Source organism: Kitasatospora sp. NPDC092286, assembly GCF_044755565.1.
Classification (GTDB): domain Bacteria; phylum Actinomycetota; class Actinomycetes; order Streptomycetales; family Streptomycetaceae; genus Kitasatospora.
Genome location: NZ_JBIVRD010000019.1, coordinates 91,426 through 117,109 on the forward strand (window position 1 = coordinate 91,426; position 25,684 = coordinate 117,109).

General features: G+C 75.3%; 20 protein-coding genes. 8 read left to right on the forward strand and 12 right to left on the reverse strand.

Features of this window, described 5'->3' with window-relative positions:
- Window positions 1-80: 80 nt before the first annotated feature.
- From ACIQIB_RS20735 to ACIQIB_RS20745, 3 genes are read right to left on the reverse strand one after another with little or no spacing between them, the layout of a single operon-like run.
- On the reverse strand, window positions 81-1,496 hold the full coding sequence (locus tag ACIQIB_RS20735; protein ID WP_400759574.1) for a DHA2 family efflux MFS transporter permease subunit: 1,416 nt from the start codon (window positions 1,494-1,496) through the stop codon (window positions 81-83).
- Window positions 1,481-1,678, reverse strand: a complete 198-nt coding sequence (locus tag ACIQIB_RS20740; protein ID WP_363604479.1) for an MbtH family protein — start codon at window positions 1,676-1,678, stop codon at window positions 1,481-1,483. Before ACIQIB_RS20740 ends, ACIQIB_RS20735 begins: the two co-directional genes overlap by 16 nt.
- Window positions 1,671-8,921 carry an amino acid adenylation domain-containing protein gene (locus ACIQIB_RS20745; RefSeq protein ID WP_400759576.1) on the reverse strand — a complete coding sequence of 2,417 codons (7,251 nt, stop codon included), beginning with the start codon at window positions 8,919-8,921 and terminating at the stop codon, window positions 1,671-1,673. The genes ACIQIB_RS20740 and ACIQIB_RS20745 overlap by 8 nt, the downstream gene beginning before the upstream one ends.
- A gap of 121 nt (window positions 8,922-9,042) precedes the next feature.
- Between ACIQIB_RS20745 and ACIQIB_RS20750 the strand changes: the two genes are divergently transcribed.
- Entirely contained in the window at window positions 9,043-10,179 is a 1,137-nt protein-coding gene (locus ACIQIB_RS20750) for a M20 family metallopeptidase (protein WP_400759578.1), read from the forward strand.
- Window positions 10,180-10,237: 58 nt separating this feature from the next.
- Here the strand turns inward: ACIQIB_RS20750 and ACIQIB_RS20755 are convergent, their stop codons facing one another.
- The 6 genes from ACIQIB_RS20755 to ACIQIB_RS20780 form a co-directional block, all read right to left on the reverse strand.
- Window positions 10,238-11,065, reverse strand: a complete 828-nt coding sequence (locus tag ACIQIB_RS20755; RefSeq protein WP_400759580.1) for an AMP-binding protein — start codon at window positions 11,063-11,065, stop codon at window positions 10,238-10,240.
- A complete protein-coding gene (locus tag ACIQIB_RS20760; RefSeq protein WP_363604473.1) occupies window positions 11,065-11,289 on the reverse strand; it encodes a phosphopantetheine-binding protein in 225 nt (74 codons plus the stop codon). Before ACIQIB_RS20760 ends, ACIQIB_RS20755 begins: the two co-directional genes overlap by 1 nt.
- 5 nt (window positions 11,290-11,294) lie before the next feature.
- Window positions 11,295-11,927 (reverse strand): isochorismatase family protein, encoded by a 633-nt coding sequence (locus ACIQIB_RS20765; RefSeq protein ID WP_363604471.1) that lies wholly within the window; start codon window positions 11,925-11,927, stop codon window positions 11,295-11,297.
- A gap of 13 nt (window positions 11,928-11,940) precedes the next feature.
- A complete protein-coding gene (locus ACIQIB_RS20770) occupies window positions 11,941-13,647 on the reverse strand; it encodes a (2,3-dihydroxybenzoyl)adenylate synthase (RefSeq protein ID WP_400759582.1) in 1,707 nt (568 codons plus the stop codon).
- Entirely contained in the window at window positions 13,644-14,846 is a 1,203-nt protein-coding gene (gene dhbC, locus ACIQIB_RS20775) for an isochorismate synthase DhbC (protein WP_400759662.1), read from the reverse strand. Before dhbC ends, ACIQIB_RS20770 begins: the two co-directional genes overlap by 4 nt.
- Before the next feature lie 162 nt (window positions 14,847-15,008).
- The gene (locus ACIQIB_RS20780; RefSeq protein WP_400650336.1) at window positions 15,009-15,791 is read right to left on the reverse strand and encodes a 2,3-dihydro-2,3-dihydroxybenzoate dehydrogenase; all 783 of its coding nucleotides are present in this window, start codon (window positions 15,789-15,791) and stop codon (window positions 15,009-15,011) included.
- A 257-nt stretch (window positions 15,792-16,048) separates the two neighbouring features.
- On the opposite strand from ACIQIB_RS20780, the gene ACIQIB_RS20785 reads away from it, so the two are divergent.
- Together ACIQIB_RS20785 and ACIQIB_RS20790 are read left to right on the forward strand one after the other, a co-directional pair.
- A complete protein-coding gene (locus ACIQIB_RS20785) occupies window positions 16,049-16,696 on the forward strand; it encodes a TetR/AcrR family transcriptional regulator (RefSeq protein ID WP_400759585.1) in 648 nt (215 codons plus the stop codon).
- Between the two features lie 65 nt (window positions 16,697-16,761).
- Window positions 16,762-17,463: a siderophore-interacting protein gene (locus ACIQIB_RS20790; RefSeq protein ID WP_363604464.1), complete on the forward strand. Its 702-nt coding sequence runs from the start codon at window positions 16,762-16,764 to the stop codon at window positions 17,461-17,463.
- Between the two features lie 18 nt (window positions 17,464-17,481).
- Here the strand turns inward: ACIQIB_RS20790 and ACIQIB_RS20795 are convergent, their stop codons facing one another.
- Window positions 17,482-17,985, reverse strand: coding sequence for a hypothetical protein (locus ACIQIB_RS20795; protein ID WP_400759587.1), 504 nt, complete (start codon window positions 17,983-17,985; stop codon window positions 17,482-17,484).
- A gap of 504 nt (window positions 17,986-18,489) precedes the next feature.
- Between ACIQIB_RS20795 and ACIQIB_RS20800 the strand changes: the two genes are divergently transcribed.
- A complete protein-coding gene (locus ACIQIB_RS20800; protein WP_400759590.1) occupies window positions 18,490-19,209 on the forward strand; it encodes an alpha/beta fold hydrolase in 720 nt (239 codons plus the stop codon).
- A 314-nt stretch (window positions 19,210-19,523) separates the two neighbouring features.
- Here the strand turns inward: ACIQIB_RS20800 and ACIQIB_RS20805 are convergent, their stop codons facing one another.
- A complete protein-coding gene (locus ACIQIB_RS20805) occupies window positions 19,524-20,651 on the reverse strand; it encodes a CapA family protein (RefSeq protein WP_400759592.1) in 1,128 nt (375 codons plus the stop codon).
- Window positions 20,652-20,869: 218 nt separating this feature from the next.
- Here ACIQIB_RS20805 and ACIQIB_RS20810 point away from each other — a divergent pair, with 218 nt between their 5' ends.
- The 4 genes from ACIQIB_RS20810 to ACIQIB_RS20825 all read left to right on the forward strand — a co-directional run bounded on the left by ACIQIB_RS20810 (window position 20,870) and on the right by ACIQIB_RS20825 (window position 24,745).
- Window positions 20,870-21,631, forward strand: a complete 762-nt coding sequence (locus ACIQIB_RS20810) for a universal stress protein (protein WP_400759594.1) — start codon at window positions 20,870-20,872, stop codon at window positions 21,629-21,631.
- A gap of 90 nt (window positions 21,632-21,721) precedes the next feature.
- Window positions 21,722-22,969, forward strand: a complete 1,248-nt coding sequence (locus ACIQIB_RS20815) for a M48 family metalloprotease (RefSeq protein ID WP_400759597.1) — start codon at window positions 21,722-21,724, stop codon at window positions 22,967-22,969.
- Window positions 22,970-23,040: 71 nt separating this feature from the next.
- On the forward strand, window positions 23,041-23,463 hold the full coding sequence (locus tag ACIQIB_RS20820; protein WP_400759598.1) for a MarR family winged helix-turn-helix transcriptional regulator: 423 nt from the start codon (window positions 23,041-23,043) through the stop codon (window positions 23,461-23,463).
- Between the two features lie 166 nt (window positions 23,464-23,629).
- Window positions 23,630-24,745 carry a PP2C family protein-serine/threonine phosphatase gene (locus ACIQIB_RS20825; RefSeq protein ID WP_400759600.1) on the forward strand — a complete coding sequence of 372 codons (1,116 nt, stop codon included), beginning with the start codon at window positions 23,630-23,632 and terminating at the stop codon, window positions 24,743-24,745.
- A 120-nt stretch (window positions 24,746-24,865) separates the two neighbouring features.
- On the opposite strand, the gene ACIQIB_RS20830 is transcribed toward ACIQIB_RS20825, so the two are convergent.
- Window positions 24,866-25,669: an SDR family NAD(P)-dependent oxidoreductase gene (locus ACIQIB_RS20830; RefSeq protein ID WP_400759602.1), complete on the reverse strand. Its 804-nt coding sequence runs from the start codon at window positions 25,667-25,669 to the stop codon at window positions 24,866-24,868.
- Window positions 25,670-25,684 lie beyond the last annotated feature (15 nt).

Sequence of the window (25,684 nt, forward strand, 5' to 3'; positions counted from 1 at the left end):
GCATGGGCCCGCCCCGAATCCGGGGGCGAGCCCGCGCCATACGGTTCGGCGGGTCCGGGCCTGCCGCCGCGTGGTGCCGCTCAGTCCAGCGGCGGCGGGCCGGGGGCCTCCTTCGGGAGGCGGGCCGCGACCAGGGCGCCGAGGGCCACGGCCCCGGCGGTGGCCAGCAGCGCCGCCCGGTAGGGGCCGGGCTCGGTGCCGTGGGTGCCGTCGTCGGCGAGGGCGCCGATCAGGGCCGCGGTGACGGCGATGCCGAGGGCGCCGCCGAGGGTGCGGACGATGGTGAACAGGCCCATCGCCTGGCCCATGGCGGGCGGCGGCACCTCGGCGAAGCCGGCGATCTGGACGGTGAGCACCCCGGTGCCGAGAACCAGCCCGATGCCGAACATCAGCGCCCGCACCGCCCAGGCGTTCCCGCCGACGCCCGGGACGGCCAGCGCCGCCAGGACGAGGGCCGCGAGCAGCAGTGCGGGCACGGCGAGACGGCGCGGTCCGACCCGGGGCAGCAGCCGGTCCACCACCTGCGAGGCCGCCATCAGGCCGATCGCCTCCGGGAAGACGCTCAGCCCGGCGTCCAGCGCCGAGGCCCCGAGGGCGGCCTGGTAGAGCAGCGGGAAGACGAACAGCGCGCCCATCAGCCCGGCCGCCGTCAGCAGGGCGAGCCAGGAGGCGGCGCCGAACACCCGGTCGGCGAGCAGCCGAAGGTCCACCAGCGGCTCGTCGGCCCGCAGTTGGTGCCGGACGGCGAGGCCGAGGAGGAGCAGTCCGAGCACCCCGCTGACCGCCACCGCCGGCGAGGCCCAGCCGTGCGCCGGGCCGAAGCCGAGCGCGTAGGTGAGCAGGCCGAGGCCGGGGGTGGCGAGCAGGAAGCCGAGGGTGTCGAAGCGGCCGGCCGGGGGCTCGCCCTCCGAGGCGAGGCCGATGGCGCCGATCAGCACGGCCGCCGCCCCGATCGGCACGTTCACCAGGAACAGCCAGTGCCAGGAGAGGTGTTCGGTGAGGAAGCCGCCGAGCGGCGGACCGAGGGCGGGCATCAGGGCGGTCGGCACGATCAGCACCTTGCCGAGCCCGGCCCGTTCGTGCGGCTCGAAGGCCCGGAAGAGCAGCGTCATGCCGACCGGGGTGAGCAGCCCGCCGGCCACGCCCTGCACCGCCCGGGCGGCGGAGAGCGAGCCCAGATCGGGGGCGGCGGCGCAGACGGCCGAGGCCGCCGTGAACGCCGCCAGCGAGCCCAGGAAGACCCGCTTGACCCCGAACCTGTCGCCCAGCCAGCCCGCCACCGGGAGCCCGACCGCGAGGCCGACCAGGAAGGCGACCTCGACGGCGTTGGCCGCGGAGACGGGGCGGCCGAAGTCCTCGGCGATGGTGAACAGGGCCGGGTTGACGATCGTCGAGTCCAGGCCGTTCATGCACATCGCGGCCGTGTAGACGACGACCACGGCGACGCGCCCCGCGAGGAGGGGGCGCGCCGGGGTCTCGGTTACCGGACCGGGCACAGATCGGTCCAGTTCTCGGTGATCCAGTCCAGGGCGCGGGCGCGCTCGCACGGCCCGTGGGCGACGGTCCAGCCGGCCGGGACGGCGGCGAAGGCCGGCCAGAGCGAGTGCTGGCCCTGGTCGTTGACGAGGGCGAGGAACTCGCCGTCACCGTCGAAGGGGTTGGCGGGGGCGTCACTCATGGGGCTGGTTCTCCAGGTGTTCGGCGACCACGCGCGCGATGTGCGCGATGGGGGCGGGCAGGGTCATGTCCTTGTGCGAGCAGGCGACATCGGTGTTGTCGATCCGGCCGGAGACGTACGGGGTCCAGGTCTCGGGGGTGAGCGTCTCGTCGATGGTGTCGACGGTGGCGCGGAAGAACAGCACGTCGCCGTCGAAGACCCGGTGGTCGTAGCCGCGCACCAGGTGGTTGGTGTTGAGGTAGATGTGGTTGAGCGCTTCCAGCGTGGCCTCGTCGAGCCCGGCCAGCGGGCTGCCCTCGCGGCGCAGCAGCGCGGTCACGGTGGCGAGTCCGAGCGGCTGCCCGTCGAGGTCCTCGGGGCCGTGGCCGCCCATGGTGAGCAGCGCCTCCAGGGCTTCGGCCTGGTCGGGCACGGGCAGGTCGCGGAAGCCCTCGGCGGGGTAGGCGTCCAGGATGGCCAGCAGCTCGACGGCGCAGCCGAGTTCCTGGAGCCGGGTGGCCATGGCGTGCGCGATGATGCCTCCGGTGGACCAGCCGAGCAGCCGGTAGGGGCCGTCGGGCCGGACTTCGCGGAGCCGGTCGACGTAGTGCGCGGCCAGCTCCTCCAGGGTCCGCGGCAGCGGCAGCCCGGCGGTGGCGGCGCCGACGCCCTGGGCCTGGAGGCCGTAGATCGGCACGTCGGCGGGCAGGTGGCGGATCAGACCGGTGTAGCACCAGCTGAGGCCGCCGGCCGGGTGGACGGCGAACAGCGGGGCCTGCTTGCCGGGCCCGGCCGGGCGCAGCGGCAGCAGTACGTCCAGCGCGTCGGCGCCGTGGGCGTCGGAGGAGAGGGCGGACTCCAGGGCGGCCACGGTGGGGGCCTGGAACAGGGTGCCGATGCCGACCTCCAGGCCGAGGACGGCCCGGATCCGGGCGGCGAGGCGGACGACCAGCAGCGAGTGGCCGCCGAGGGCGAAGAAGTCGTCCTCCACGCCGACCGCCGGGACGCCCAGGACTTCGGCGAAGAGTTCGCGGAGCTGCTGCTCGCGCGGGGTGCGCGGTGGGCGGCCGGCACCCGCGGCCGGGGCCTCGGGGGCGGGCAGGGCGCGCCGGTCGAGCTTGCCGTTGGCGGTGAGCGGCAGCCGGTCCAGCAGGACGACGGCGGACGGCACCATGTGCGCGGGCAGGTCGCCGGAGGTGTGGGCGCGCAGGTCCTCGGCGGTGACGGGGCGGGCCGGGACGGCGTAGCCGACCAGGCGCTTGTCGCCGGGCACGTCCTCGCGGACGATCACGGCGGCGTCGGCGACGTCCGGGTGGGCGGCCAGCGCGGCCTCGATCTCGCCGAGTTCGATCCGGAAGCCGCGGATCTTGACCTGCTGGTCGGCCCGGCCGAAGTACTCCAGGACGCCGTCGGCGCGGCGGCGGGCGAGGTCGCCGGAGCGGTACATCCGGGTGCCGCGCTCGCCGAAGAGTTCGGCGTGCGGGTCGGCGACGAACCGTTCGGCGCTGAGCGCGGGGCGGCCGAGGTAGCCGCGGGCGAGGCCGGCGCCGGCCACGTACATCTCGCCGGTGACGCCGGGCGGGACGGGCTGGAGGTGCTGGTCCAGGACGTAGACCCGCAGGTCGGGGATGTTGACGCCGATGGTGCTGCTGGTGCCGGCGGCGGCGCTCGCCCGGTCCAGGGCGATGTACGAGACGTGCACGGTGGTCTCGGTGATGCCGTACATGTTGACCAGCGTCGGGGCGTTGTCGGTGTGCCGCTCGTACCAGTCGTCCAGTCGGCCGAGTTCCAGTGCCTCGCCGCCGAACACCACGTAGCGCAGGGCGAGTTCACTGCCCGGGCGGTCCCGGTCGGCGGCGCTGAGCTGGTAGAAGGCGGACGGGGTCTGGTTGAGGACGGTGACGCGCTCGCGGGCGAGCAGGTCGAGGAAGGCGGCCGGGTCGCGGCTGACCAGGTGCGGGACGACGACCAGCCGGCCGCCGTGCAGCAGGGCTCCCCACAGCTCCCAGACCGAGAAGTCGAAGGCGTAGGAGTGGAAGAGCGTCCAGACGTCCTCGGCGCCGAAGCCGAACCAGTGGTCGGTGGCGCTGAACAGCCGGACGACGTTGTGGTGGGTGACGGGCACGCCCTTGGGCCGGCCGGTGGAGCCCGAGGTGTAGATGACGTAGGCGACGTCGTCCGGGCACAGCGGCCGGGTGCGCTCGTGCTGGGCCAGCGGGGTGGCCGGGTGGGCCGCCGGCTCCGCTCCGTCGACGAGGAGTTGGGGCACCTGGTGGGCGGGCAGCCGGGCGGCCGTGGCGGCGTCGGTGAGCAGCGCGGCGGGTTCGGCGTCGGCCAGCATGTAGGCGAGCCGGTCGGCCGGGTAGTCGGGGTCGAGCGGCAGGTAGGCGGCGCCGGACTTGGCGACGGCCAGCAGGGCGGTGACGAGCTCCGACGAACGCGGCAGCGCGAGCGCGACGATGGTGCCGGGGCCGATCCCCCGGGCGGCCAGCAGCCGGGCCAACCGGTCGGCGCGGGCGCCGAGTTCGCGGTAGTCGAGGGAGTCGTCGCCGCAGCTGACGGCGGTGGCGTCCGGGTGGGCGAGCGCCGCCGCCTCGAACAGCTCGGGCAGGGTGGCGCCGGGGACGGAGGTGACCGGCCGGCCGTTCCACTCGACCAGGGCGCGCAGCCGCTCCTCCTCGCTGGTCAGCGGCAGCAGGCCGATCGTGGTGTCGGGCGTGGTGGCGGCGGCGGTGAGCAGCCGGGCGAGCCTGGCCGACAGGGCCTCGGCGGTGGCCGGGTCGAAGAGGTCGGTGCGGTACTCCAGGAAGCCGGCGATGCCGCCGTCGCGCAGTTCGCCCGCGTTGAGGGTGAGGTCGAACTTGGCCGTGCCGGACGGCACGGCGGCGATCCGGGCGGTGAGGCCGCCGCCGAGGGCGAACTCCTCGTCGGGGACGCTCTGCCAGGCCAGCATGGTCTGGAACAACGGGTGCCGGGCCAGTGAGCGCGGCGGGTTGAGCTCCTCGACCAGCCGGTCGAAGGGCAGGTCGGCGTGGTCGTGGGCGCCGAGGACGGCGGTGCGGGCGCGGTCGAGCAGCTCGCGGAAGGTGGGGTCGCCGGACGTGTCGGTGCGCAGGACCACCGAGTTGACGAAGTAGCCGACGAGGGAGGCGGTTTCGTCGCTGTCCCGGCCGGCGACGGGGGTGCCGATGGGGATGTCGGTGCCGGCGCCGTGCCGGGTGAGCAGGGCGGCGAGGCCGGCCTGGACGGCCATGAAGACGCTGGTGCCGGTGGTGCGGGCGAGCGCGGCCAGGGCGGCGTGGGCGTCGGCGCCGAGGGCGAACGGCACGGTGGCGCCGTGGTGGGCGGCGACGGGCGGCCGGGGGCGGTCGGTGGGCAGTTCGAGCTGGTCGGGCAGGCCGGCCAGGGTCTTGCGCCAGTGGTCGAGCTGGCGGACGGCGAGCGGACTGGGTGCTTCGGCGCTGCCGAGCAGCTGCCGCTGCCAGGCCACGTGGTCGGCGAACTGGACGGCCAGTGGCGGCAGTTCGGGTGCGCGGCCGGCCAGGCGGGCGGTGTAGGCGGCGGCCAGGTCGCGGGCCAGCGGGGTGGTGGAGGCGCCGTCCCCGGCGATGTGGTGGAGCAGCAGGAGCAGCGTGTGCCGGCCGTCGCCGTCCTCGAACAGGCTGACCCGCAGCGGCGGTTCGGCGGCCAGGTCGAAGGCGTACCGGACGGCCTCGGCGAGCGTCGGCCCGGTGTGCAGGGGGACGGTCGCGGGCGGCAGCACCCGCTGGTACGGCTCGTCGGCCCCGGGGTCGCCGGGCCGACGCTCGCCGCTCCCGGGCTCGACGTACACCGTGCGCAGGATCTCGTGCCGGGCCGCGAGGTCGGTGACGGCGAGCGCGAGGGCGTCGCGGTCGAGCGGGCCGGTGAGGGTGAGGACGAGCGGGATGTTGTAGGTGGGGCTGGGGCCTTCGAGCCGGTGCAGGAACCAGAGTCCGCGCTGGGCCGGCGAGAGCGGGGTGTGCTCCGCCCGCTCCACGGCGGTCAGGGCCGGGCGCGGCTCGGGTGCCGAGCGCTCACGCAGCAGGGCGGCGAGCGCGGCCGGGGTGGGGTGGCGGAAGACGTCGGCGAAGCCGACGGCGGCGCCGAGGGTGTCGCGCAGACGGGCGGCGAGGCGGCCGGCGAGCAGCGAGTGACCGCCGAGGTCGAAGAACCCGGCGTCCCGGCCGGGCACTTCGGGCAGGTCGAGCACGGCCGCGAACAGGCCGCAGATGACCTCCTCCTGCGGGGTCGCGGGGGCGGCCCCGGGCGCCGGGCCGTCGGCGGCCGGCTCGGGCAGGGCGCGGTGGTCGAGCTTGTCGTTGGCGGTGCGCGGCAGTTCGTCGAGGACGAGGACGGCGGCGGGCACCATGTGGCCGGGCAGCCGCTCGGCGAGCGCGGAGCGCAGGTGGCCGGCGTCGAGGGCGGCACCGGCGGCGGGGACGGCGTAGCCGAGCAGCCGCTTGCCGTGCGGGCCCGGGCGGGCGATCACCACGGCCTGGGCGACGCCCGGTTCGGCGGCCAGCACGGCGGCGATCTCGCCGGGTTCGATCCGGAAGCCGCGGATCTTCACCTGGTCGTCGGCGCGGCCGAGGAACTCCAGGGTGCCGTCGGGGCGGCGGCGGGCGAGGTCGCCGGTGCGGTACATCCGGCCGCCGGGCGGCCCGAACGGGTCGGCGAGGAAGCGCTCGGCGGTGAGGTCGGGGCGGCCGAGGTAGCCGCGGGCCAGGCAGGCGCCGGCCACGTACAGTTCGCCGGTGGCGCCGTCGGGCGCGGGCCGCAGCGAGCCGTCGAGGACGTAGGCGCGCGAGCCGCGGACCACCCGGCCGACCGGGGTGCCGTCGGGGCCCGGGGTCCAGGAGTAGGCGTCGACGGTGGTCTCGGTGGGGCCGTAGAGGTTGAGCGGGCGCAGGCCCGGCACGGCGGTGAGCCGCTGCCAGAGGGCGTCCGGGGTGGCCTCGCCGCCGACCGCGACGAGCGCGGGGCGGTGCCGGTCGTCGTCCAGCAGGCCCTCGGCGAGCAGGACTTCGAGGTAGGAGGGGGTGACGTCGAGATAGTCGATCCGTTCCCGGTCGACGTATCCGGCGAGGGCGGCCGGGTCGCGGTAGGTCTCGTCGTCGAGCAGGTGCAGCTCGTGGCCGTGGACCATCCAGAGCACCGGGTCCCAGGAGGCGTCGAAGGCGAACGAGGCGCTGTGGGCGACGCGCAGCCGCTCGCGACCGGTGCGCCGGACGGCGGGGGCGATGTGGTCCTCGCCGTGGCCGGCGTGCAGGTTGGCGAGCGAGGCGTGGGTGACGACGACGCCCTTGGGGCGGCCGGTGGAGCCGGAGGTGTGCAGCAGGTAGGCGGTGTGGTCCGGGTCCGGTGCGGGCAGCGGCCCGGCGGGCAGTGCGGCGAGCGCCGCGCGCTCCGCCGGGTCGTCCAGGACGACGGCGGGCAGCGTGCCGTCGCCGGGCAGTGCGGCGAGCGCCGCCGCGGTGCCGACGGCGCAGACCGGGCGGGTGTCGTCGAGGATGCCGGCGATCCGCTGCCGGGGGTGGGCGAGGTCGAGGGAGAGGCAGGCGCCGCCGGCCTTGAGCACGGCGAGCATGGCGACCAGGGTGTCGGCACTGCGGGGCAGGGCGAGCGCGACGGGCGTCCCGGCGCGGACGCCGAGGGCGGCCAGCCGGTGCGCGAGTCGGTTGGCGGCGGCGTCCAGCTCGGCGAAGGTGAGGGCGGTTTCGCCGCTGCGCAGGGCGGTCCCGGCCGGGGTGCGGGCGGCCTGCGCGGCGAAGAGCGCGGGCAGGGTCAGCTCGGCCGGGGGCTCCTCGCGGCCGGCGGTGGCGCGGCGCAGCGTGTCGGCGTCCAGCAGGTCGATCCGGGCGATCGGCGTCTGCGGGTCGGTGAGCAGCAGGTCGGCGAGGCCGTCGAGGTAGCGGAGCAGGCCGTCCTGGTGGGCGGCGAGGGAGTCGGCGTCGTACCGGCCGGGGTGGGCGTCCAGGCCGAGGCGCAGCGCGCCGTCGGGGCCGGGCGAGACGGCGAGCGCGAGGTCGTCGACGGGCCCGGCGGCGAGGTTGCGGACGGCACCGGGCAGGCCGGCCAGGTCGAGGTCGCGTTCGAAGGCCTTGATGTTGACCATCGGGCCGAACAGGGCGCGCCGGTCGCCGGTCCGGGCGAGGTCGCGGCGCAGGTCCTCCAGCGGGTAGCGCTGGTGGCGGCGGACGGCGCGGAGCTCCAGCACGACGCGGCGCAGCAGTTCGGCGGCGGTGTCCCGGGGGCGGACGGCGAGGCGCAGCGGCAGGATGTTGGCGGTGGCGGTGGGGGTGCGCAGGGCGGCGGGGCCGCGGCGGTTGGCGAGCGGCAGGCCGAGGACGACGTCCTCGGTGCCGGCGAGGCGGTGCAGGTATCCGGCGGTGGCGGCGATGACCAGTTCGGCCCAGGTGGCGCGGGCGGCGGTGGCGGCGCGCTCCAGCCGGGCGACGGTGCCGGCGGGCAGTTCGGCGGTGCGGCGCAGCGGCTCGGCGCCGGCGGTGGCTGCTTGGGTGGCGGCTTCGGCGGCTTGGGTGGCGGCTTGGGCGGAGGTGCCGTCCGGTGTGCCGGGCAGGGTGGCCGGGGCCTCGGCGCCGGCCAGTCGCTCGCGCCAGAACTCCCGGTCGGCGGCGTACTCCTGGCCCGACCGGTAGGCGGTCTCCTCGGCGGCGGTGTCGGCGGGGGTGCCGAAGGCGCGGTCGCCGGGCGGGGTGCCGGTGGCGTACGCGGTGTACAGCTCGGCGACCCGGCCGCCGAGGAGGGTGAGCGCGTAGGCGTCCACGACGAGGTGGTGGACGCGCTGGTACCACCAGTGGCGGTCGTCGGCGAGGCGGATGAGGGCCTGGGTGAACAGCGGCCCCTCGGTGAGGTCCACGGGCCTGGCGAGGTCGGCGCGCATCCAGGCCTCGGCCTCGGCGGCCGGGTCGGCGGCGGCGCGCAGGTCGAGGCGGTGCAGCGGCCAGGTGTGGCCGGGGCGCGGGCGCAGGGCCGGGGTGCCGTCCCGGTCGGTGACGACGAGGGCGGTCAGGGCGTCGGCCTCGTCCAGGGTCCGCCGCAGGGCGTCTTCGAAGAGGTCGGCGTCGAGCGGGCCGGTGATCTCGACGGCGTCGCCGGTGTTGTAGACCGGGCTGTCGGGGTCGAGCGCCTGCGCGTACCAGATGGCCGCCTGGGTGGCGAGCAGCGGTACGTCGGCGGCGGGGGCGGCGACGGGGTCGGACGCGGCCTGGTGGCGACGCATGGTTCTGAGAGCTCCTCGGGTCCGGCGAACGAAACGCCTACTTAGGTTAGCCTAAGCTATCTACATACTGTCTGGTCAACAGCCCGGTGAAGCACGGGCCCTGACGCCTCCGGAGGCACCCTTGTCCACCCCGACCGACGTCAGAACGGCCCTGCGCGCACGCGTCGAGGCCCACCGGGGCGAGCTGCTGACGCTCAGCCGGCGCATCCACGCCCACCCGGAGACGGCCTTCGAGGAACACCGCGCGGCGGCCTGGTGCGCCGACCTGCTGCGCACCCACGGCTACACCGTCACCGCGCCCGCGCACGGCCTGGAGACCGCGTTCACCGCGAGCACCGGCTCCGGGCCGGTCACCGTCGCCGTGGTCTGCGAGTACGACGCCCTGCCCGGCCTCGGGCACGCCTGCGGCCACAACCTGATCGCCGCCGCCGGGCTCGGCGCCGCCCTCGCCCTCGGACCGGACGCCGACCGGCTCGGACTGACCGTCCGGGTGATCGGCGCCCCCGCCGAGGAACGCGGCGCGGGCAAGGCCCTGCTCCTGGACGCGGGCGCCTTCGCGGGCGTGGACGCCGCGATGATGGTCCACCCCTGCCCGGTCGAGGTCGCCGACTTCCGCTCCTTCGCGCTCGGCACCCTCTCCGTGCGGTACACCGGCCGCGCCGCCCACCCCAGCCTCAACCCGCACGAGGGGCGCAACGCCGCCGACGCGCTCACCGTCGCGCAGGTCGCGCTCGGCCTGCTGCGCCAGCAACTCCCGCCGCAGTGGCGGGTGCACGGCATCACCACCGCCGCCGGGACGGCCCCCAACCTGATCCCGGACACCGCCACCGCCGAGTACGAGATCCGCGCCTCGGCGGCCGAGGACCTGACGGCGCTGCGCGAGCGGGTCGAGGCCTGCTTCCGGGCCGGCGCGCTCGCCACCGGTTGCGAGGTCTCGCTCACCCGGCCCGAGCCCGACTACCTGGACTTCCGCGGCGACCCGGGGCTGCTCGCCCTCTGGCGGGCGAACGCGGCCGCGCTGGGCCGCCCGGAGCCGGTCGAGAGCGGACCGTTCGCCTGCACCGACATGGGCAACGTCTCGCACGCCGTGCCCGCGATCCACCCGGTGCTCGACATCACCGGCGGCGCCTGCGCCCCGCACGAGCCGGCCTTCGCCGAGGCCGCCGTCTCCCCCGAGGCCGACCGCGCCGTCCTGGACGGCGCGGTCGCGATGGCCTGGACGGCGGCCGACTTCGCGGCGGCCCGGCTCGGCGGGTAGCGGCCGGGCAGGCGGCTGCCCGGGCAGCCGCTCGGCGGGCGGCTCGGCGGGCGGCCGCTCAGCCGGTGGCCGCGACGGCCAGGTGAACGGGCGCCGGTGCCGGCCGCAGCTCACCGAGCACCGCCGGAGCCGCCCGCAGCGCGGTGACACCCAACTCCCGTACCAACTCGCCGATCTCGGCCGGACTCTCCGGGTCGGCGAGCACCACGGCCGCCCCCGCACGCAGCGGCCAGAAGAACTCCCAGAGCGGCAGCCCGAGTTGCAGGACCCGGTCGCCGACGCCCAGCCCGTAGGCGGCCTGGAGGTCCCGCACCCGGCGGTCCACCTCCGCGTGCGCGACCGGGACGCCGGCCGGCCGGCCGCCGGGGCCGTAGCCCAGGCAGACGGGGTGCTGCGGGGTCAGCGCCCGTGGCGGGTCGGTGGCCAGCAGCCCGGCCAGCTCGCCCTCCTGCGGCCGGACGGCACCGGGCACGCCCTCCCCCAGCACACAGACCGGGGCCGCGTCCGCGAGCACCCAGGAGAGCCGGCCGGGGGCGTCGTCCCGGTCCAACGGCAGGTACGCGGCACCGGACTTGGCCACCGCCAGCAGCGCGGGCAGCAGCTCGGCCGGGCGGGTGAGCGCCAGGCCGACGACCGTGCCGGGGCGGGCGCCGAGGCCGGTCAGGTGCCGGGCCATCCGGTTGGCGGCCGCGTTCAGCTCGCCGTAGCGGACCACCGAGCCGTCGGCCAGCACCAGCGCGGCGGCACCGGGCGTCCGGGCGGCCTGCGCCTCGATCGGGCCGACCGCGGTGGTCGGCGGCCGCTTCAGCCCTGCGGTGGCAGGCCCTGCGGTGGCAGGCCCGGCGACGGGCGCGGCGGCCGTCCCGGCCACGAGCGCGGTGTCCATCAGGCCGCGCCGAGCAGCTCGGCCCAGGCCCCGACGGCCGGACGCTCGGCCAGCTGGAGGTAGGCCACCTCCGCGCCCTCGGCCCGCCAGCGCTCGGCGAGCGCCATCAGCCGCACCGAGTCCAGGCCCCAGTCCGCCAGGTTCTCGTCCAGCGGGATGTCCGCCGGGTCCTCTCCGAGCAGGTCCGCGACCTCGGCCCGGATGCGCTCCACGGTGAAGGCCATACCCGTCACTTCCCTTCCAGCACTGCGTCGGTGGTGGTGACCAGGCCGCAGCGGCCGGCCACCCAGGAGAGCGCGGCACGGTGCTCGGCCTCGCTGAAGTCGGCGACCGCGTCGGCCACCACAAAGGCCTGGATGTCACGCATCCAGGCGTCGCAGGCGGTGGCCTGGACCCCGATGTGCGCGTACACGCCGGTGATCACCAGTTGGTCGCGGCCCTGCTCGCGCAGCAGTTCGTCCAGCCCGGTGCGGACGAAGGCGCTGTACTTCCACTTGGTGAGCACCGTGTCGTGGCCGGCCGGGGCGACGGCGTCGGCGATGGCCGCCGCGCGCGGGTCGTCCGGGATGCCCGGGCCCCAGAAGTCCTGCTGGAGGCCGCGCTCGGCCGGGCTCTGGCCGCCGGGCTGCGCCGAGTAGACGACGGGGATGCCCAGGCGGTCGGCCTGCCGGCGCAACCGGCCGACGTTCCCGAAGAGTTCGGTGACGGGAGCGGCGCCGGTGTCGAAGGCGTTCATGAAGTGGTTCTGCAGGTCGTGCACCAGCAGCACCGCACGGGACGGGTCGACCGTCCAGGCGACCCGGTTGGCCGGCAGGCCGTCGGCGGAGGGCATGGGATAGGAGGGGATGCGGGGCAGACCCACGGCGGTGCTTCCTTCAGCTGGTAGGGGCGGGGCGGAGGGTGGCGGCGATGGCCGCGCGCAGGTCCTTCTTGCTGACCTTGCCGATCCCGGTGGCGGGGAAGGCCTCGACGAACTCGACCCGGTCCGGGACCTTGAAGTCGGCCAGGCCGCGCCCGCGGACGAAGCGCTTCAGCTCGATCGCCTTCGGCGGCGTCGGGCGGGCCTCCGCGCGCAGCACGACATAGGCGCAGGTGCGCTCGCCGAGGTACGGGTCGGGCATCGACACCACGGCGGCGTCGTGCACGGCCGGGTGGGCGAGCAGGTGGTTCTCGATCTCCTCGGCGGCGACCTTCTCGCCGCCCCGGTTGATCTGGTCCTTCGCCCGCCCCTCGACCACCAGGTGGCCGGTGGCGGTCCGCCGGACGAGGTCCCCGGTGCGGTAGAAGCCGTCCCCGGTGAAGGAGTTGGCGTTGTGCTCCGGCGCGTTCCAGTAGCCGCGGATGGTGTACGGGCCGCGGGTGAGCAGATGGCCGGTGGCGCCGGCGGGCAGGTCCGCGCCCTGGTCGTCGACCACCCGGATCTCGTCGTCCGGGGAGATCGGCAGGCCCTGGGTGGAGACGATCACCTCCTCCGGGTCGTCCAGCCGGGTGTAGTTGACCAGGCCCTCGGCCATCCCGAACACCTGCTGGAGCGTGCAGCCCAGCACCGGGCGGACCCGGCGGGCCGCCTCCTCGCTGAACTTGGCGCCGCCGACCAGCAGCACCTCCAGGCTGTCCAGTCGGGGCGCGCCGGCCAGGCCGCGCCCGCGCTCGGCCGCGTCCAGCCAGAGCAGCGCCAGCGGCGGCACCAGGCCGGTGATGGTCACGCCCTCCCGCTCGATCAGCGGGAACGCCGTCTCGGGGCCCGGCTGCGGGCAGAGCACCACCCGGCCGCCCGCGTACAGCGTGCCGAGCGTGCCCGGCGAGCTGAGCGGGAAGTTGTGCGCGGCGGGCAGCACGCAGAGGTAGACGCTGTCCTCGTCCACCGCGCACAGCTCCACCGAGCCGCGCAGCGAGTAGATGTAGTCGTCGTGGGTGCGCGGGATCAGCTTGGGCACGCCGGTGCTGCCGCCGGAGAGCTGGAGGAAGGCGACGTCCTCCGGGCGCGGCTCGGCGTCGGGCCCCGGCCCGTCGGACGGCACGTCCGCCAGCCGGACGTGCTCCCCCGGGTCCTCGCCGGCCACCAGGACCAGCCGCAGCGACGGGTTCTCCGACCGGACGCGGGAGGCCAGTTCACGGTAGTCGAAGCCGTTCTCGACGGCCGGGACGACATAGGCCGCGGCACCGGTGAACCCGCAGAAGTAGCCGATCTCGGTGTACCGGTGGGCGGGCAGCGCGAAGACCGGCAGCGCGCCGATCCGGAACAGCGCGAAGACCACCTCGAAGAACTCGGCGGTGTTGGGCAGCTGGACCACCACCCGGTCACCCCTGCCGATCCCCCGGGCGAGCAGGCCGGCGGCCATCCGGTCGGCCCGGCGGTCGAGTTCGGCGTACGACCAGCGGCGCCCGCCCTCCGGAGCGGAAGGGCCGGACAGGCCGGACGGATCGACGATCGCGATCCGCTCGCCGTGGGCGGCGGCCCGCTCGCGCAGCATCCGGCCGAAGGTCTCGCCGCGCCAGTACCCGGCGGCACGGTAGCGCTCGGCGAACTCGGCGGGGTACGGGGTGAATCCGGGGAACTCCACCGGCTGGGCGCTACTCATCGCGGCACCCCTGCGGCGTCCAGGAAGGTACGGAACTTGGCGCTGGTCTCGGCGAGTTCGGCCTCCGGCCGGGACTCGGCGACCACCCCCGCCCCCGCGTACACGCGCAGCGTGCGCTCCTCCGCCTCCGCGCAGCGGATGGTGACCACCCACTCGCCGTCACCGTCCGCGTCGCCCCAGCCGACCATGCCGGTGTACAGGCCGCGGTCGAAGGGCTCCACCTCGCCGATCACGGTGCGGGCGAGCGGAGTCGGGGTGCCGCAGACGGCCGGGGTCGGGTGCAGCGCGGTGGCCAGCTCCAGCGCCGAGACGGCCGGGTCGGCCAGCTCGCCGGTGATCGTGGTGGCCAGGTGCCACATCGCGGCCGTACGGACCAGGGTCGGCCGCTCCGGCACGTCCAGCGTGCGGCAGTACGGCGCCAGCGCCGCGCGGATGGCGTCCACCACGACGGCGTGCTCGTGCAGGTCCTTGGGGGACTCCAGCAGCCCGGCCGCCCGGCGGACGTCCTCGCCGAGGTCGGCGCTGCGCGGCACCGAGCCGGCCAGCGGGTTGGCCAGCACGGCCGTTCCCCGGCGGGAGAGCAGCAGTTCGGGGCTGGCGCCGATCAGCGTCCGGCCGCCGCCGGCGGGCACCGCGAAGGTGTAGCCGCCCGGGTCGCGGCGGCCCAGCCGCTGCAGGATCGCGGGCAGGTCGAGCGGGCGGTCGGCGCTCAGCTCCAGCGTCCGGGCGAGCACCACCTTGCTCAACTCGCCGCCGCGCAGCCGCTCGACGGCCGCCGCGACGCCGGCGCCGTACGCGGCCGGCTCGGGCACCGGGCGGACCAGCCACTCCACCCGATCGGCCGCCGGGGCGGGCAGCGCGATCAGCGGGTCGTCGCGCAGCGCGCCGCACCGGCGGACCAGCGCGGGGACGGCCAGCTCGGCCCGGCTGTCCTGGTCGAACGCCACCGCGCCGACCACCAGCGGGTGCTCGACCCCGTCGCGGCGGGCCCGGGCGAGCGTCTCGGCGACCCGCACCGGCAGCGGGCGCCCGTCCTGCGGGACCCTGGCGTGCACGCCCTCGGTGAGCAGCGTGCGGGTCGGTGAGGCGAAGAACGCCTCGTCGGGCGCGGCCCGGTACTGGCCCAGCAGCCCGCTGGCCGCGCCGATGACGGTGTGGTCCGTCCCGGCGGGGGCGTGATGCACCGTGGTCACCTGGATTCTCCAGTCTGCGAGTGGCCGCCGGGCGCCGTTGTCGGCCGGCCGGCGGGTGGTGTGGTTCGGGCTCTGCGGTGGCGGGGGTGCGCGTCGCGGTGTCCCGGGGTTCCGGGGTGTCGGGGTGTCGGGGTTCCGGGTGTCCCGGGGCCCTGGTGTGCCGTGGGGTCAGGCGCGCAGGGTGGCGCCGCCGTCCACGTACAGGTCGTGCATGGTGATGTGCCGCGCCCGGTCGGAGACCAGGAAGGCCACCGCCTCGGCGATGTCGGCGGGCGCGGCGATCCGGCCGAGCGGGATGCCCACCCGGTAGCCGGCCGGATCGCCGTCGATGACCCGCTGCTCGGCGGCCCCCGCGTCGCCCTGCCAGAGCGCCCGCTGCATGTCGGTGTCGGTGGATCCCGGCGAGACGATGTTGCAGCGCACGCCGGAGCGAGCGAGCTCCAGCCCCAGACAGCGGGTGAACATGGTGGCCGCCGCCTTGGAGGCCGCGTAGGCGGCCATGCCGGTACGCGGCACCCCGGCGGCGTTGGACCCGACGGTGACGATGGCGCCGGTACCGCGTTCCGCCATCCGGCGGCCGACCGCCCGGCAGGTGTGGAACACCCCGTTGGTGTTGACGGCGAAGGTGTCCACCCAGTCCTCGTCGGAGAGTTCGACGGCGGGCGCGGCGCGCAGGATGCCGGCGACGTTCACCAGGATTCCCAGGGGGCCGAGTTGACTTTCCATCAGGGAGACGGCCGCCTCGACGGCGGCGGCGTCGGTGACGTCCAGGACGTAGGGCCGGACGGGCCGCCCGACGCCGTCGGACCCGTGCACGGATGCGCCCGCCAGCTCGTCCGCGAGGGCGGCGAGCGGGCCCGGGTTGCGGTCCACGGCGGCGACGACGGCCCCCGCGGCGACGAGCGCACGCGTCACGGCCGCGCCGATACCCTGCCCGGCGCCGGTGACCATCGCAACGGTACCGGCCAGTTCGGACTGCTGCACAGGAAATCCCCTCCGACCAGCGACATTAGGCAAGGCTAACCTAACACAGCTGTTCGACCAGGCCGAGAGGGCCGCGGGTCCGTCAACTTGCGGACCGCCACCTCCACTCCAGAGGCGAGGCCGCGTACGGAGTTCGCGCCGGGCGGTCCACGCCGAGCCTTCGCGACCGGGCCTTGAACCTGGACGCAACGTTGCGGCTGGTGTGGCGGAAGGGGCATGAGAGGATGGCCCCGATCAGACCCCCCGGCCGGCAACCCCACCGGCCCGCCCGTGAGGACGTCAGCACCATCGCCGCCCAGCCCCGCCCCGCCACCGGCAGCAGCTCCACCAGCAGCCGCCGCAGCGAGGCCGCGCGCCTGGCCGTGCTGAACGCCGCCGACGACCTCCTGATGGAGCACGGCTTCGAGGCCCTCACCATCGAGGGCATCGCCGCCGCCGCCGGGGTCGCCAAGCAGACGATCTACCGCTGGTGGAAGTCCAAGGTCGACATCCTCTTCGACAACCTGGTCCTGGACGCCACCCCCGCCCTCGCCTGGCCCGAGGCCCCCTCCACCCCCGCCGACCTGCGCGCGTACGTCCACCGCTTCGCCGTCTTCCTCGGCGAGGAACCGGCCGGCCGCGTCCTCCAGGCCCTCCTCGGCCACGCCCAACTCGACGCCCGAACGGCGGAGTTGCTGCACACCGGCTTCCTCGACGAACTGCGCACCCGGGACGTCGCGCACACCCGGGCCTGTCTGGCCGTCTCCGCCGACGAAGCCGCCGTCGTCCTCGACGCCCTGCTCGCCCCGCTCTACCACCGCGCCCTGGTGCTGCGCCGCCCGCTCGACCGGGCCTTCGTCGACGCGCTGCTCGACCAGCACCTCAAGGGCTGAGCCCGCCCCTCCCCGCCTCCCTCCACCGGCCCGTGTCCGCCTCCGGGCCCGATCAGGAGTACGCCGTGTTCGGCCGTTCCCGCCCGACCCGCCCGACCCACGACGCCGAGGTCATCGCCGTCACCCCGCTGACCTCCACCCTCGTCCGGCTCACCTCCACCGGCCCCACCCTGCCCGGCCTCGGCATCGAACACCCCACCCAGTGGGTCAAGTTGGCGATCCCCGAAGGCCACTCCCGCGCCTACACCATCCGCCACCACCGCCCCGAGCAGCACGAGGTGGACATCGACATCGTCCTCCACGGCAACGGCCCGCTCGCCCGCTGGGCGTCCATCGCCGGCCTCGGCGACCGCGCCCGCCTCGCCGGCCCCAGCGGCCGCTACTCGCCCCTCGACGGCGCCACCCACCTGCTCCTCGCCGCCGACGAAAGCGCCCTGCCCGCCGCCCTCACCATCCTCGAACAACTCCCGCCGACCGTAAGGGTGTCCGCCTACGTCGAGATCGCCGCCCCGGCCGACACCCTCCCCATCGCCACCCGCGCCGACCTCACCACCATCCGGCTCCCCCGCAACGGCTCCCCCAAGGGCCGCCTCCTCACCGACGCCGTCCTCACGGCGTCGCCCGACCCTCAAGCCGCCTGGCTCGCCGGCGAGTCCACCGCCGTCACCACCATCCGCCGACACCTCCTCGACACCTGCGGCTACCCCCGCGAACTCGTCCAGGCCAAGGGCTACTGGAAGCAGGGCGAAGCCGACCACAAGGGCTGACGCCCGGCCTCGCAGCCGTCAGTAGCACACCTCGTGCCGCTGTTCGGCCAGCACGGTCGCCGCCAGCGAAGCCAGTGCGCGGGTGTGCGCCGCCTGCTCCGCAGGGGACTCCGGCCAGGTAGCGGGGTCCGACATGACCGTGACGAACGCGGCCAGGTCGCGCGTACCGGGGCAGTAGTCCACCTGAGAGGCGCCGCCCAGACTGGCCACCACCCCCTTGGCGATCATCTTCCTGGTGTCCATACCGGTCGTATCGGTCGAGGTCGGCCGATTCGGATCCTGGCCGAACATCAGGACGGTGACGGCCCCTTCCCCGTCCACCGAGATCACGCACAAGACCTTCCCGTGCCCCGACATCTCGGACACCTCACGCGTCTCCACCCCCCGCCGCCCCTTGGGCAGCACGACGCCGAGCGGGCTCTTGTCCGCCCTCGGCAACCCGCAGAGCGACTGCTTCAACTCGGGCTCGTCCCACACCCCGGCCACAAAGGCGACCCCGGTCACTACGGCCGCGACGACCACAGCCGCCACCCCGCCGACCACCCAGCGCCGCCGCCCACCACCACGTCTCACCCCGGAGGACGCCACCTCAACACCCGTCATACGACCAGCCCCCCCGCCGAGCCTCAACGCCCAGTTTTCGTGATCACCAGAGCGTAGCGCCCCCACCTGGCACCAAGCTCCCGATTTCAGCCCTGGGGAGCGGCCCCGCACATGCGGGGAGCAGGCCCACGCCCGGTCGGCGGTGTCCACCCACTGGGGACCAACCCCGCGTGTGCGGGGAGCAGTCGTCTTCTCCTCAGATCTCTTCTTGCAGGGCGGGACCAACCCCGCTGCCGTCCGGTCGATCACGCCAACGAGCCGGCCACCCCCGGACGCTCGAACCGGCCGCCGGTGGTGCAGGGGCCGGGCAGTATCGTCGGGAGTGCCGAGTGCGGCCACTCGGCCCGCGAGCCCTGGGCGGGGCGGCCCGCTTCGTGCCACGGTCTCCCGCCATCCGCAGCTCGGACAACGGAGGTACCGCACATGAACGCTGACACCGACCGGCCGACCTTCCTGCTGGTCCACGGGGCCTGGCACGGAGCCTGGTGCTGGGACTCCGTACGCGCCGCGCTCGACGCCGACGGCTGGCGGTCCCACACCGTCGACCTGCCCAGCGCCAATCCCCCGGCCGGCCGGCACGACGGCGCCCGCCCGGCGGGCATGCTGGACGACGCGGACGCCATCCGGGACAGCCTCCGGCGCATCGACGGCCCGGTGGTGGTGGTCGCCCACTCCTACGGCGGCGTCCCCACCACGGAGGTCATCGCGGATGCCGCGAACGTGGTGGGGGCGGTGTACCTCGCCGCTTTCCAACTGGACGTGGGCGAGAGCATGTTCACGTTCCTCGGAACGCCCGCGCCGGGCGACGGCACGGGCCACACCCCGCCGTACGAGGACGCCCGGCGAATACTCTTCGCCGACGTGCCCGAGGCCGATGCCGACCGCGCCGTGGCCCGGCTGCGCCCGCAGAGCATCCGGTCCTTCACCGAGCGGGTGACCACGGCAGGGTGGCGTACCGTGCCCTCCAGCTACATCGTCTGCGACCGCGACCAGGCGCTCGAACCGTCCCGGCAGCGCGAACTCGCCACGCGCGCCGATTCCGTCCACCGACTGCCGAGCAGCCACTCGCCGTTCCTCTCCATGCCCCGGCGACTTGCCACTCTCCTGGGCCGGATCGCCACCTCCGACTTCCCCACCCCGTGACGATGACTCGCCCCGTCCCAGCTGTCGATCCGACGGGGCAAGCGGCACCTCGAAGCGCTGAACAGACGTGGCGGGCATGGAAGATATGGCGCTTTCCGGGACCAGCCCCGCGTATGCGGGGAACAGGCGACCAGGATGCCGGGCAGCGCGCCGAGGGTGGGACCAACCCCGCGCGTGCGGGGAGCAGCTTACTGAGCTGCAACTTTAGCCGGGGGTCGTGCTCCGGGAAGCAACTTTCATCGGGTCGGACATTGCGGACGAGAGGGCCCGCGATCCGGAAAGCAGCGCGACGGCCACCGATGCCGTGAGCGTACTCAGCGTGCCGCAGCGGGGGCCGGGGTGAGGCCGGTGCAGCCGCGCAGGGCGTCGCGGCGTTTGAGGGCGGCTTCGGCGGCGGGGCCGGTCTGCGGGACGGGGACGCCCTGGCCGTCGATGGTGGCCGGGGTGAACGTTTCTCCGGTCACCTTGCCCGCCGCAGTCAGGGTCAGGGTGGTGACACCGGTCTCGTTGGAGAAGGCGTAGTTGGAGGTGCCGTACCAGAGGAAGTTGCCGAAGCCGTACCCGATGTAGGTGTTGCCGAGCATGCCCGAGCCCAGCATGGTGTGGGCGTGCGTGCCGACGACGGCGGTGGCGCCCGCCGCCGCGAGCTTCTTGGCGATGGCGGTCTGGGCACCGGTCGGACAGGCCTTGCCCTCGTCGCCCCAGTGCAGGTAGACGAGGACGACGGGGGCCTGCTGCTTGGCCGTCTCGACCGCCTTGGTCAGCGCCGCCGTGTCCAGGGCCGACGCGATGCCCGGCTTGTTGGCGCCGGCCCGCCACTTCTGGTTGGTGAGGTCCTCGACCTGGCTGGCCGCGACCACGGCGACCTTCACCCCGCGCACGGTGGTGACGTACGGGGCGTACGCCTCCTTGGCGTTGCGCCCGACGCCGATGACCGGGACCGGGGAGGAGGCCTTGGCGGCGAGGGTGTCGGTGAGGCCGTCCGCGCCGAAGTCCACCGCGTGGTTGTTGGCCATCGAGACGACGTCGACGCCGGAGTCCTTGAGCGCGGTGAGCGCCTTGGGCGAGGTGCGGAAGGTGTAGGTCTTCGGTTCGGGGGCGCCGCGGTCGGTGATCGCGGTCTCCAGGTTGAGGACGGCGAGGTCCGCGTCGGAGAGGGTCTGGGAGATCGGGCCGAGTGCCTGGTCCGGCGCCTTCACGGCGAGCCGGGCCTCGGTGCGGCCCTCGAAGTGGACGTCACCGGCGAACGCCACGGTGATGCTGCCGTCGGGGCGGGGGGCGCCGGGTTTGCCGGAGGGCGTCGCGCCGTCGGCCCCGCCGGTGCCGGTGGCCGGGGGTTTGGCCGCGTCGGCGGCAGGGGCCGGGGCGGGGTCGTCGGGTCCACAGGCGGCCAGGGGTATCAGCCCGAGCAGCAGTGCGACAGCGGCCGCGACACGGCGCATGGAACGTCCCCCCGGGGTCGATTCGAGAGCGGTCAGCCTACGCCACTCCCCCGCGCCCCCTCCGCCCCACGGCCGCGTCGAGGAAACGACGCGAACGCCCGAACGGGCCCGCCGGGCCCAACCGGCCCGCCCGAACAGGCCACCCCGTCCCTGGCGCGCGGGCCGCACCCGCGCGCAGCGTGGAGGGGGGACGGCACGGCAGGTCGAGGTGGTGGGTCATGGGCGGCGGGGAAGCCGGCGGCGGCCGGCGGATCGTGGTCGGGATCGACGGCTCGGCGCCCTCGAAGGCGGCCCTGCGCTGGGCGGTCGGGCAGGCGACGCTGACGGGCGCGGTGGTGCACGTGGTGGCGGCGTGGGAGTACCCGGCGCTGTACGGGTGGTTCGCGCCCATGACGGACAACGGGTTCGAGGAGTCGGCGCGCCGCACCCTGACCGCCGAGGTGGACGAGGTGGTCGGCGCGGACCGGCCGGTGGAGATCCGGGAGAGCCTGGTGCTCGGGCACGCGGCCGAGGTGCTGCTGGAGGCCGCCGAGAACGCCGACCTGCTGGTCCTCGGCAGCCGCGGGCGCGGCACGTTCGCCCGGACGCTGCTGGGTTCGGTGAGCGTCCGCTGCGCCGTGCACGGCGCCTGCCCGGTCGTGATCGTCCGCGCGGACGGCACCGCCTCGGCGGCGCCGAGGGCGGTCGCCGCGACGGACACGACGGCCGGCCCCGGGCCGACCGGCGGCAGCACCGTCCGCACCAAGGACTGGCAGTTGAACCTGCACGTGGTCGAGGACCGCGACACCACCCGGGTGCACGCCGTCCTCGACGCCGACGGCACCCTGCTGCACAGCGACGCGCAGGCCCGGCGCAATCCGCGCGACGAACCGGCCCCGGCGGTCGGGGACGAGTTCGCCGTCGGCCGGGCGCTGGTCGACCTCGGCCACCAGCTGCTCCGCGCGGGCACCCACGGGGCCACCGAGCCCGCGGAGGGGTGAGGACCGGGCGCGGTGCGTCATGCTGAACCCCGGAAGGCGCCGGACGGCGCGGGAGCACGGCGACGGACACCGGGAGCGGCAGGCACCCCCATGGAGAGCAGCACCGAGAGCGGTACGGAGAACAGCGGTACGAAGAGCAGCAGCACCGAGAGCACCGGCCACCTGGCGCCCCCCGCCGCCGACTTCACCCCCGCCCAGCGCGCCCGGGGCCGCGCGCTGCGCCGCGCCCAGCTGCCCTGGGCGCTGGGCGGCCGGCTGACCGGCCTGGCGCTGACGCTGGCCCTCGGGCTGACCCCGGCCGGGGCCGGCCTGGTGACGGCGGCGGGCGGCCGGTTCGGCGGTTCCCGGACGGCGGAGGTGCTGGCGGGGGCGGCGGTCCTGGTCGTCCTCGGCCAGGCGGCACAGCTGCCCTTCGGGGCGGGCGCCCGGTCGGTCCGGGCCCGGTTCGGGCTGGTGACGCAGGGCTGGGGCGGCTGGGCGGTGGACGCCCTGCGCGGGCTGGCGCTGGCCCTGGTGCTGGCGCTGCCGGTGGTGTTCGGGCTGTTCGCGCTCACCGCCTGGTCGCCGGAGCGCTGGTGGCTCCCGGCGGCGGGCGCGGCGGCGCTGCTGACGGCGGCCCTGTCCTTCCTCCATCCGCTGCTCGTCGAGCCGGTGTTCAACCGCTTCACGCCGATGCCGCCGGGCCCCCAGCGCGAGGCGCTGCTCGCGCTCGCCGAGCGGGACGGCGTCCGGGTGCGGGACGTGCTGGTGGCGGACGCGTCCCGCCGGACGACGGCGCTCAACGCGTACGTCTCGGGGCTGGGCGCGACCCGCCGGATCGTCGCGTACGACACGCTGCTGTCGACCGCCGAGCCGCGTGAGGTGGAGCTGGTGGTGGCGCACGAACTCGGGCACGTCAGGCACCGGGACGTGCTGACCGGGACGCTGCTGGGCGCGGCCGGGGCCGTCGTGGTGGTCTGCCTGCTGGGGCTGCTCACCGGCTGGGGCCCGTTGCTGTCGGCGGCGGGGGCGGCGGACGCGGCCGATCCGCGCTCGCTGCCGCTGCTGGCGGCGTGCGCCGCGCTGCTGGGCGCCCTGTCGGGGCCGGTACAGTGCGCGGTGAGCCGTCGGATCGAGGCCAGGGCGGACCGGCATGCACTCGAACTCACCTCGGACACCGAGCAGTTCATCGCGATGCAGCGCAGACTGGCACTGGCCAACGTGTCCGATGTCGACCCGCCCCGGATGCTTGAGCTACTGTTCGCCACTCATCCGAGTGCGACCCGCCGGATCGCGGCCGCCCGCGCCTGGCAGGTGGCGGTCGATCGGGCGGGACATCGGGCGGGACAGACCGGCTGAGCCCCGGCAGGCGGCAGTGGGCCGGAGAATCGTTGTATAGTGCAACAAATTCCCGAGGAGGTAGGACCACCGTGCCCGGCCGCGAGACGTCGATCGACACCATCCAGCGCGAGCTGACCGCCTTCGCCCGGCGCGCCCGGCACAAGGCCTCCCAGCTGCACCCGGACCTCTCCCTGGTCACCTACAGCATCCTCGACCTGATCAACGAGCGCGGCGGCTGCCGGGCCGCCGACGTGGCCTCGCACTTCATGCTCGACAAGTCGACCGTCAGCCGTCAGGTCGGCGCCCTGGAGAAGCTCGGCCTGCTGCTCCGCGAGACCGACCCGGACGACCAGCGGGGCCAGATCCTGCGCGCCACCGAGGCCGGGCTGACCCTGCTGCGCGAGGCGAACGAACAGCGCCGGATCTCCTTCACCGCCCGCTTCACCGACTGGTCGGACGAGGACGTCGCCCGCTTCGCCCAGTACCTGGCGCGGTACGGCGCCGAGGGCTGACCCGACCGGTCCGGAGGCGCCGCAGCAGCACGCCCGCCGGAGCCCGCGTGCCGGGAAACGTCCCCCCGAAGTGCGGTGGGCCGCCCCCACGGTGTACAGAGGAAAGGTGCCACTTCGGCAGCGTCCCCGTGACCGCCACCGGACGTGGCGGCCCGACCGCCGCGCGATGACGGCGCTCCCGCTCGCGCTGATCGCGGTGATCACCGTCGTCGAAGTCCTGTCGCCGCCGCAGATCCACCTCGGCCCGCTGCTGGTCGTCGCCCCCGCCATCACGGCCTCCTTCGCCGGCGTGTGGGCCACCACCGGTGTCGCCGCCCTCGCGATCGCCGCGCTGACCCTCATCGGCGTTCTGCGCGAAGGCCTGGCGACCTCCAACATCGAGGCTCAGCTCAGCTCGCTGATCGTGGTCTCGGCGCTGGTGATCGGCCTGCGGGCGCTGCGCGAGCGACACGAACGACAGCTGGCCCAGGTCCGCTCGGTCTCCGAGGCCGCCCAGCGGGTGCTGCTGCGCCCACTGCCCGACCGGATCGGGCCGCTCCACCTCGCCGCCGTCTACCTGGCCGCCGAGGCCGAGGCGCAGGTCGGTGGCGACCTCTACGCGGCGGCCCGGACCGCCACCGGCACCCGGCTGCTGGTCGGCGACGTACGCGGCAAGGGCCTCTCCTCGCTCGGCGACGCCGCCCTGCTGCTCGGCGCGTTCCGCGCGGCCGCCCACCTCCACGCCGACCTGCCCGACCTCGCCGCCTATCTGGACGGCAGCGTCTGCTGGGACCTCGCCCAGCCGAGCGAGCGGACCGACCGCGCCGGGGCGGGCGACCCCGCGCCCGACCGGGCCGAGGACTGTGCCGAGGACTGTGTCGACAACCGCAGCGAGTCCTTCATCACCGCCGTCATCCTGGACATCCCGGACAACGACTCGGTGCTCCGCCTGATCGACTGCGGCCACCCGCCCCCGCTCCTGCTGCACGCCGACGGCATCACCGCACTGGCCGCCCGCCGGCCCGCCCCGCCGCTCGGCCTCGGCGAGCTGGCCCCGGCCGCGTACGAGGTGGAGGTGTTCCCGTTCCTGCCCGGCGACCGTCTGCTGATCTACACCGACGGCGTGATCGAGGCCCGCGACACGCGGCGCCGCTTCTACCCGCTCACCGAACGCGTCGCCGCCTGGCACACCGAGCCCCCGACCGTCCTGCTGCACCGGCTCCGCCAGGACCTGCTCGCCCACGTCGGCGGCCGGCTGGACGACGACGCGGCGATCGTCGCGGTCGAGCGACTGCCGGAGTAGCCGGCGAGGCGAGCGTGCGGGGAGCGGGCACGGAAGGTTCACGGCGGTAAGAAGCCGGTGGGACCAACCCCGCGCGCGGGGAGCAGCGCCCTTACAACCCGACGCCCGCGCCTGGGCCCCCTACTGCGCCAGATACCCGCCGTCCACCGGCAGCACGACCCCGGTGACGAACGAGGCGTCGTCCGAGGCCAGGAACAGCACCGCCGAGGCCACCTCGGACGGTATGCCCAGCCGCCCCATCGGGTGCCGCTTCTCGATCGCCGCCAGGTACTCCGGCCCGCCCGGCTCGTCGTACAGCCGGGCCACCCGCTCGGTGGTGATCGTCCCGGGGGCGACGGCGTTGACCCGGATGCCCCGGTCCGCCCATTCCACCGCGAGGTGCTTGGTCAGCCCGGACGCGACGAACTTCGCCGGCCCGTAGATCGCCTGGCCGCGCTGCCCGGCCTCGCCGGAGATGGACGAGACGCAGACGATCGCGCCGCCCGTACCGCTCCCGCCGGCTCCGCCGTCCGTGCCACTCATCGCCTCCACGGCGTACTTGCAGGTGAGGAACATCCCGCGGCCGTCGACGGCCATCACCTGGTCCCAGTCGTCGGCCCCGGCCTCGGTGATCTCCATCAGCGGGATCACGCCCGCGTTGGCCACCAGGACGTCGAGGCGGCCGTGCCGCTCGACGGCGGCGCGGATCATCCGGCGGGCGTCGTCGTCCCGGGAGACGTCGCCGACCACCGTGGTGACGGCCGGCGGCAGCCGCTCCGCCAGCCGCCGCAGGCCGTCGCCGTCGACGTCCGTCGCGACCACCAACGCGCCCTCCCGGGCGAAGCGTTCGGCGACCGCGCGGCCGATGCCGTTCGCCGCGCCCGTCACCACACAGGACTTGCCCGCCAGCCGCCCGGGCCCCGAGGCCCCACTCAGATCCGCCATAGCGCCCGACTCTAC